Consider the following 7,761-nt stretch of genomic DNA (forward strand, 5'->3'; position numbering starts at 1 on the left):
GACTCGGCACCGACCGAATCAACTGGAACGGAGGTCGCCTGAAACAAGCCGATCCACAGGTATTGACAATTCCTCCCAACAACGCCCACCGATCTTCTACGCCAGGCCGATGCCGCCATGTATCAGGCCAAAGCGACAGGTTCGGGCGAAACCCGATTCTTGTCGGTACATTCGGCCACCCCTCGGCACCGATCCGACGCAGACCCGCGTCATTCCTCTACGCCGCCCGAACGCAGGTTGTAGGTATGCGGCGGGAAACGTAGGCCATTCTCAGCTTGCTCGGCGCGCGCGGTACATCGCCTTGTCGGCGCGGTGCACGCTTCCATCGGAAAGCGTTTGCCCTTCCATAGTGGTGCGATCGCCTCCTCATCGGCATAAAGCACTGATCCCCGTCACGTAGCGAGCCAAACGACGCGAGAGCCTCAGCATGTACCTTCCCTGCCATCGCGATGGGCGTTGCCGCCCTTGCGTTTTGCTTCGAACTTGGCGTGATCGGTGTCCTCGATGGCGGCATCGACAATGGTCGACCGCCGCCTCGATGCCGCACCCGCAAAAGAAGATGCCGTCCGCAGAAAATGGAAACCACCCCGTCTTTTCACGATTGGCCGAGCATAGATTTGTTTGCAAAGTCGACTCTCTGCCGCGCGTTTCCATTTTCGTGTAGCGGAGAACATGGAGTGGCGCATGAGGCGTATGAGACCGATTAAAAATATTCAATCGCGATAGTTAATAAACCTTCTTCCTGCAAACTGCAAATATTTACTATGCAGTAGCAATATCAGCACTCCACGTGCGTTTATGCGGATTTTTTGAGGAATCTGTTGGCTAGTGGGCAAACATGGTAATTTCCAATAGGCCGAGCGCGGGGCGGCAAAACGCTCTGAATCCAAAGGGGATTCGATCGTGTCCAAGCATCGCAAACAAAAGTCCGGCAGGACCTTGAGGTCCGTCAATTATCTCGCGACCGGTGCCTTGGGCGTCGCAGCCGCGAGTGCCGGCATCGTAATGGCGATTCCGCCAGGCGCGGTGGACGCGCTCACAGCGTCGCCGCGAGCGGTTGAACTCACCGATTTCAGCTTCCCGCTGGCGCCTGCGCAGGATCCGAACAACCCCTTGTGGTGGTTGACCGGGTTGTTCGGGGCGAACGCGTCGCCGCCGGGACCGAAAGCGCTCATCAAGCCGTTCGCCCCGACGACGCCGGACCCATTGGACAGTCCGTGCGGTCTGATCTGTAACGGCGCGGCAGGTACGGCTGCGCACCCGAACGGCCAAGCCGGTGGCATCTTGTTCGGTGACGGCGGCGCAGGCTGGGACAGCACCGATGCAGGAGTCAACGGCGGTGACGGCGGCGCAGCAGGTCTGCTGTTCGGTAGTGGCGGCCGAGGCGGCAACGGCGCCGACGGCACCGACGTCCTGGCCGGCAGTAACGGCGGCAAGGGCGGAAACATGGGTCTGCTCGGGCTGTTCGGGACCGGCGGCAAGGGCGGTAATGGCGGCGCAGGTGGCTTCGGTGCGACTGGCGTCACCGGCGGCGCGGGCGGTGACGGCGTTGCTGGCACCGACGGCGCGACCGGTACGGCAGGTGCGACCGGCGCTACCGGAGCCGCAGGCGCAGCCGGCGCGGCAGGTACCGCGGGCACCGCGGGAACTGCGGGCACTGCCGGCGCGACCGGCTCCAAGGGCAGCGACTTTGTATTGATCGGGTTGAAGGGCGGCACTGGTGGCACCGGTGGTGCGGGCGCCGCGGGTGGCGCGGGTGCTTCAGGCGGCACTGGTGGTACCGGTGGCACTGGCGGAACCGGTGGCACCGGCGGAACCGGTGGTGCCGGTACGCCGGGCGGCTCCGGCGGCGGCGGTGGTGCCGGTGGGACGGGTCTGCAGGGTACTGCGGCCGGTGCCGGTGGTGCCGGTGGTGCCGGTGGCAGTGCCGGCCTGCTCACGTTGTTCGGTGGCGGCGGCCAAGGTGGTGACGGCGGTATTGGTGGCACCGGCGGAACCGGTGGCACCGGCGGTTCGGGTGGCACCGGCGGCACGGGTGGCAATGGTGGCAATGGTGGCGCAGGCGGCAATGGTGGCGCAGGCGGCACGGGCGGTTCCGGTGGGACTGGTGGCACGGGCGGTACCGGCGGTACCGGTGGCACCGGCGGTACCGGTGGCGCCGGTGGCGACGGCATCTCGCCGATTGCCCCGCTGCCCTTCGCGATCGCAGGTGGTGCGGGTGGCACCGGCGGTGCGGGTGGTAAGGGTGGCACCGGCGGTACGGGTGGTACCGGCGGCGCGGCCGGCGTTGGTGGTGCCGGTGGCGGCGGTGCAACCGGTGGGCCGGCGGTGCGCCTGGTGCCGGAGGCAACGGCGGCCAGGGCGGCGTGGGCGGCACGGGTGGTACCGGCGGCGCTGCGGGCGCCGGCGGTGGTGGCGGTTTGTTGGGCGGCTTGGGAATTGGGTCCGGCGGCACGGCCGGCAGCACAGGTGCCACCGGCGCGAAGGGTGCGACAGGCGCGACCGGAGCGACAGGCAGCACCGGCGCAGCCGGAACGCCCGGAAAGACCGGCGCGTCCGGAAGTACGGGCGCCACTGGCGCCGGTGGCACTGCGGGTGCGGCAGGAAGCGCCGGACACACAGGTGCTGCCGGCAGCGCGGGCAGCACCGGCTCCGCGGGCCATGCGACGTTCGGTGTGAGCGGCGGCGCTGGTGGTGCCGGTGGCGGTGGAGGTGCCGGCGGTGCAGGTGGCGCCGGCGGATAAACCGCGAACGATCAACCGCCCTTGATGCAGAACACCTCGTCAAGGGCGGTTGTTCGTGGCCCAGCTGCGGGTTTGGCGTCCAGACGCCATAGGTCGATCATCGCCGGACCGCGGGTGGCGTCATCGACGACGACGTATCGGTGGCCTTCAGCGGTCCGCAAGACTATGTCGTTTCGTGCGTACACGCCGGAGATGGATTGTGCGTCAGCGAAGTTGACGCCTACCTGAACGACGGTCGGCTCGGCGTTGAGGACTGCCCGCATCCTGCCGACCAAATTCTCGGGGGCGAAGAACAGCCACCCCTGGTCGAGATGGAACCAGTAGCGGCCATTGATGTGCTCGCGCAGTGCGCTGAGTTCTGCCAGTGGTTCCGTCGAGGGGTGTGATCGACGAATTCTAGGAAGGGGTACTGCTCCAACAAGAGTGCCCGGTCTCGGCCGGCGAGACCGGTGTCGAGCACCAGGAATCGATGTGCCTGGCCTACGTCCAGACAGCAGTTCATGAATGTGTTGAGCGCCAGTTGGGTTGTTCGGATGTCCGGTCCCGCGAGCAGGCTGATCGTCACCGCGGCACCCCGCTGGTGGCTGGACATGTTGTGTACCAATGCTTCAGGGTATGCCGACGCGGCTTCGAGCAGCGCCGGAACGGACTGATCGCGGTTCCTCGCTATTCGGCTGCGGTCCTCGCCGTTGATGTCAGTACGGGCGAGCAGCTGACGGCACAACGCAAACGATTCTGCGTGCCGGCCGGTCCATGATGCGCAGACGGATTGTTCATCGAGGGCACGCCATTGGTAGACGGACGAATCGACGAACAGGATGTCTGCCTCCGGAAGCGGTATCTCCGCTGCGCATCGTGCGAAGAGATAACCGAGCTGATACTCGCCCCGGGCACGGTACTCGGCGGCGATGGCATGTAGCGGCTCAGCGCGGGTAGGCCGGAACGCCCAAGCCCGCAGGTAAGCATCCAAGACCTGCGGCCACGGTTCGCCCAGGCGGCACATCGACCGGGCCACCTGGCATAGGGCGTAAAACGTCTCTTCGTCCCAGCCGCCCATCTCGGCGCGCCGGCCCGACCAGATTCGGGCGTTGGCGAAATCACCCAGGTTGAAATAGCTTTCGGCGAGGTAGAAGGCCGAACGTTCGTTCGTCGGGTCGCGCTGCACCTCCACCAGCAACAGGTCGCGATCCCGCTCGTACTTTCGCGGATCGTTGTTACGGGCGCCGAGTCGGCGGGACTCGATGAAGTAGTCGCCTTCGAGGCGCTCCTCGTGGAACGGCTCAGTGCAGTCGGCGTATTCGTGGACGACGCCGATGTATCGCCACGGGAGGCCGTCGCGAAATAGCTGCCGCCGCCAGTACAGCAGCCCGTCGCTGATCCGCATGGAGTAGACGTCGGCGGAGAGTCGCGTGAAGTCGGGCCGGCCGCGGACGGTGTCGTCGGCGTCCATGACCCAGATGTAGTCACTGTGGCCATGGGCGAGCTGCAGTGCTTCGGAACGGTTTTCGCCGAGATTGCGCCATCTGCGTTCGTGGACCTCCCCGGGGACTCCGAGATGCGCCATGTGATTTCGGATCGTCTCCTGGGTGCCATCGGCGGAGCCGGTATCCACGATGACCCAGTAGCTGATATAGGGCGCGACCGCATCGAGCACCTCGGTGACGATGTGTGCTTCGTTGCGCACGATCATGTTGAGGCAGATGGTCGGCCCGGGTGGATTGTCCACTGAATCCGTATACCCGATTTCGGTTGATGTTTGCTGCGCTTCCACCGAAACGGTTCAGCTCATCCACTGCGGGCGTTCGGGAACGGCCACCAGCTTCGCCATCTGGCCCGGTGCATCGGTTTCTGTGAGCCTGCACGCTACGGTGGTGCCCATGGTCCGCACCCGCGTCGCGCTCGCGCTCGTGCTGGCGGTCGGCATCTCGGGGTGCGGCCGATCGGAGCCTACGGCCGATGACTTCGCCGGCGAGCTGTCCAAGAGCGTGACGGTCGAGGCGACGACCGGTCACCTGGCCAAGCTGCAGGCCATCGCCGACGCTCACGGTGGGAACCGGGCGTTCGGCACACCTGGTTACGACGCGAGCGTGGACTACGTCGCGAATGCGCTGCGCGCCAAGGGTTTCGACGTCGTCACTCCGGATATGGAAGTCAAGGTGGCGTACAACAACACGCCTGAACTGACCGTGGCCGGCACGCGGATACCGACGCGGGCGCTCGAGTACTCGGTCGGCACGCCGGGGCTCACGGCGCCGCTGGTGCCGGTCAAGGGCGGCCCCGGATCAGGCTGCAACAGTGCCGATTACGACGGCCTGCCGATCAAGGGCGCGGTCGCGCTGGTGGACCGCGGCACGTGCCCCTTCGCGGTGAAGGAAGCGACCGCGGCAGTCCACGGCGCGGTCGCGCTGGTGGTGGCCGACAACAAGGACGATGTCGACGACGCGGGCATCCCCGGGCGCGGCGGCACCCTTGGCGCCAAGGCGACGGTGAAGATTCCCGCGGTACTGATCTCGAAGGCGGCCGGGGCTCGGCTTCGGGCCGCCCCGGGGCCGGTGTCCCTCAAGCTGGACGCCGGTGTGCGGGTTGAGCACACCCGCAACGTGATAGCCCAGACCAAGACGGGATCCGAGCATGACGTCGTGATGGTCGGTGCACATCTGGACAGCGTCAAGGAGGGGCCCGGGATCAACGACAACGGCTCCGGCGTGGCCGCGGTCCTGGAGACGGCTTTGCAGTTGGGCAGCGCCCCGAAAATCGCGAACGCGGTGCGGTTCGCGTTCTGGGGCGCCGAGGAGGAGGGCACGATCGGCTCTGACCGATACATCGAATCCCTCGACGTCGAGGCGCTCAAAGACATTGCGCTGTATCTGAATTTCGACATGCTGGCCTCGGAGAACGCCGGCTATTTCAGTTACGACGGCAACCTGTCCGGCCCGCCGCTGGCCGACGACCTGGTGCCGCGTATCCCGGAGGGCTCGGCGGGAATCGATCGCACCTTCACGGCGTATCTGTCCGATGCCGGTAAGCCGCCTCAGGACTACCCGTTCAACGGACGGTCGGACTACGACGCCTTCACCAAGGCCGGTATCCCGGCGGGTGGGTTGGGCACCGGCGACGAGGAAAACATGAACGACGAGCAGGCCCGGCTGTGGGGCGGCACCGCCGGAAAACCTTTCGACTCCAACTACCACAAGAAGACGGACGACTTGGCGCACATCAACCGCACGGCAATGGACATCATGGGTCGTGGAGTGGCTTTCGGGGTGGGGCGGTACGCCCAGGATTTGAGTGGCCGCAACGGCGTTCCGGTCCGCGATGACCGGACCCGGCACGTGGTCTCGGCATCATGAGGCGGGCACTGGCCGCCGGGCTGCTGACCGCTGTTCTGGCGTCGTGTGCACCACCGCCGCAGCCACCGGCCCCACCGCCGCCGCCCGCGCCTGATCTCGCGCGCGATCTGGCCGGCAGGGTGGGCACCGACGGCATCTACACGCATCTGAGGAAGTTCGCCGCCATCGCGGCGGAGAACAAGGGCACCCGCGCCGACGGCACCCCCGGCTACCAGGCCAGCGTCGACTACGTCGCGAACCTGCTGCGGGACAAAGGGTTCGACGTGCAGACCCCCGAGTATGTGCGCGTGGAACGCGGTGCCCCCGGCAATCCGGTGCTCGACGTCGGTGGCCGTCGGTGGGGGGTCGTGCAGGCCTCGCTGTTGACGTCCACGGCGCCCGGCGGCCTGACCGCGCCGACGTTGCACCCTGTCAAGCCGGCCGGTTGCGCTCCGGACGATTACGGCACCCTCAACCTGCGGGGAGCCATCGCGGTGGTCGACGACGCGGTGTGCTCGGTGGTCGACAAGCAGAATGCGGCGGTGGCCCGCGGCGCGGTCGCGGTGCTGGTGGTCAGCCCGCCCAGCGCGAACGGCGCCCCGCGCGGGCTGTTCAGCCCCGGCTACTACGAACACCTCAACACGCCGGTGGGCATCATCGGCAAGGACGCCGATGCCGTACTGCTGAAAACCAACAGCCCGGTGAAGCTCACCCTCGACGCCAAGAACACCGGTGTGAAATCGCGAAACGTCTTGGCGCAGACCAAGACCGGTAATCCGCACAGCGTAGTGCTGGCGGGCGCGCACCTCGACAGCGCGCCGACGAGCGCGGGCATCAATGACGCGGCAACCGGGGTGTCGGCACTGCTGGAGACGGCCGCAGCGCTGGGCGGCTCGCCGAAGATCGAGAACGCGGTGCGGTTCACGTTCTGGGGTTCGGGCGCCGTGGGTCAGGAAGGCGCCACCAAGTACGTGCGCGGGTTGGCTGCCGAACCGCTGAATGACATTGCGCTGTATCTGGATTTCGACATCCTCGGTTCACCCAACGCCGGGTTCTTCACGTTCGACGGCGACCAGTCCGGCCAGGCGAACCCTGAGATCCCGCTTGACGCGGTGCCCGCCGGGTCGGCCGGGCTCGAGCGCACGCTGGCCGGATATCTGTATCTCGCCGGCAAGCGGCCCGCCGACATGACGATGGATCTGGGCAGTGGCTACGGTCCGTTCCTCACCGCCGGGATTCCGGTCGGCGGCATCTCGACCGGCACGTCGCAGCGGAAATCGCCGATCCAGGCGCGCTTGTGGGGCGGACAGGCGGGCGCCGCTTTCGATCCCGGGTACGGGCCGAAGGGCGATACCGTCGAGCAGCTGAACCGCGCGGCGCTGGCCGTGACCGGACCCACCGTCGCGTTTGCGGTCGGCACGTACGCGCAGTCGCTGACGGGCCCCAACGGTGTGCCGTTGCACGACGAACGACACCGGCAAGCAGGCAAGTAGCCGAGTTTCACAGCTACTGCATAACTGGAATCGCCGTTCCTGTGAGTCCGGTTGCCAGGTTGCCGGGTTAGTAATGGTGCCCATGAAAAGCACCTATCGCCGTTGGTCGGCCGTTGCCGAGGAATTGTCAATACCTGTGGATCGGCTTGTTTCAGGCGACCTCCGTTCCAGTTGATTCGGTCGGTGCCGAGTCCG

The 7,761-nt window shown here is 66.5% G+C and carries 4 protein-coding genes and 1 pseudogene; 3 read left to right on the forward strand and 2 right to left on the reverse strand.

All coding sequences use genetic code 11. The features are described from left to right. Window positions 1-1,005: 1,005 nt before the first annotated feature. Window positions 1,006-2,744 (forward strand): annotated as a pseudogene (locus ACJH6I_RS31350) (PGRS repeat-containing protein). A gap of 11 nt (window positions 2,745-2,755) precedes the next feature. Here the strand turns inward: ACJH6I_RS31350 and ACJH6I_RS31355 are convergent. Both ACJH6I_RS31355 and ACJH6I_RS31360 read right to left on the reverse strand, forming a co-directional pair. Beyond that, on the reverse strand, window positions 2,756-2,905 hold the full coding sequence (locus ACJH6I_RS31355; RefSeq protein WP_234785527.1) for a hypothetical protein: 150 nt from the start codon (window positions 2,903-2,905) through the stop codon (window positions 2,756-2,758). A gap of 59 nt (window positions 2,906-2,964) precedes the next feature. Beyond that, on the reverse strand, window positions 2,965-4,470 hold the full coding sequence (locus ACJH6I_RS31360; RefSeq protein WP_286150109.1) for a glycosyltransferase: 1,506 nt from the start codon (window positions 4,468-4,470) through the stop codon (window positions 2,965-2,967). A gap of 151 nt (window positions 4,471-4,621) precedes the next feature. Between ACJH6I_RS31360 and ACJH6I_RS31365 the strand changes: the two genes are divergently transcribed. Together ACJH6I_RS31365 and ACJH6I_RS31370 are read left to right on the forward strand one after the other, a co-directional pair. After that, a complete protein-coding gene (locus tag ACJH6I_RS31365) occupies window positions 4,622-6,094 on the forward strand; it encodes a M28 family peptidase (RefSeq protein WP_406785176.1) in 1,473 nt (490 codons plus the stop codon). Then, window positions 6,091-7,566 carry a M28 family peptidase gene (locus ACJH6I_RS31370; RefSeq protein ID WP_406785177.1) on the forward strand — a complete coding sequence of 492 codons (1,476 nt, stop codon included), beginning with the start codon at window positions 6,091-6,093 and terminating at the stop codon, window positions 7,564-7,566. Before ACJH6I_RS31365 ends, ACJH6I_RS31370 begins: the two co-directional genes overlap by 4 nt. Window positions 7,567-7,761 lie beyond the last annotated feature (195 nt).

This window comes from Mycobacterium sp. SMC-13, assembly GCF_045311035.1.
GTDB lineage: Bacteria > Actinomycetota > Actinomycetes > Mycobacteriales > Mycobacteriaceae > Mycobacterium.

Excerpts from the sequence above, each read along its gene's own strand:
- ACJH6I_RS31365 (WP_406785176.1), top strand. The coding sequence starts at position 4,622 with ATGGTCCGCACCCGCGTCGCGCTCGCGCTCGTGCTGGCGGTCGGCATC.
- ACJH6I_RS31370 (WP_406785177.1), top strand. The coding sequence starts at position 6,091 with ATGAGGCGGGCACTGGCCGCCGGGCTGCTGACCGCTGTTCTGGCGTCG.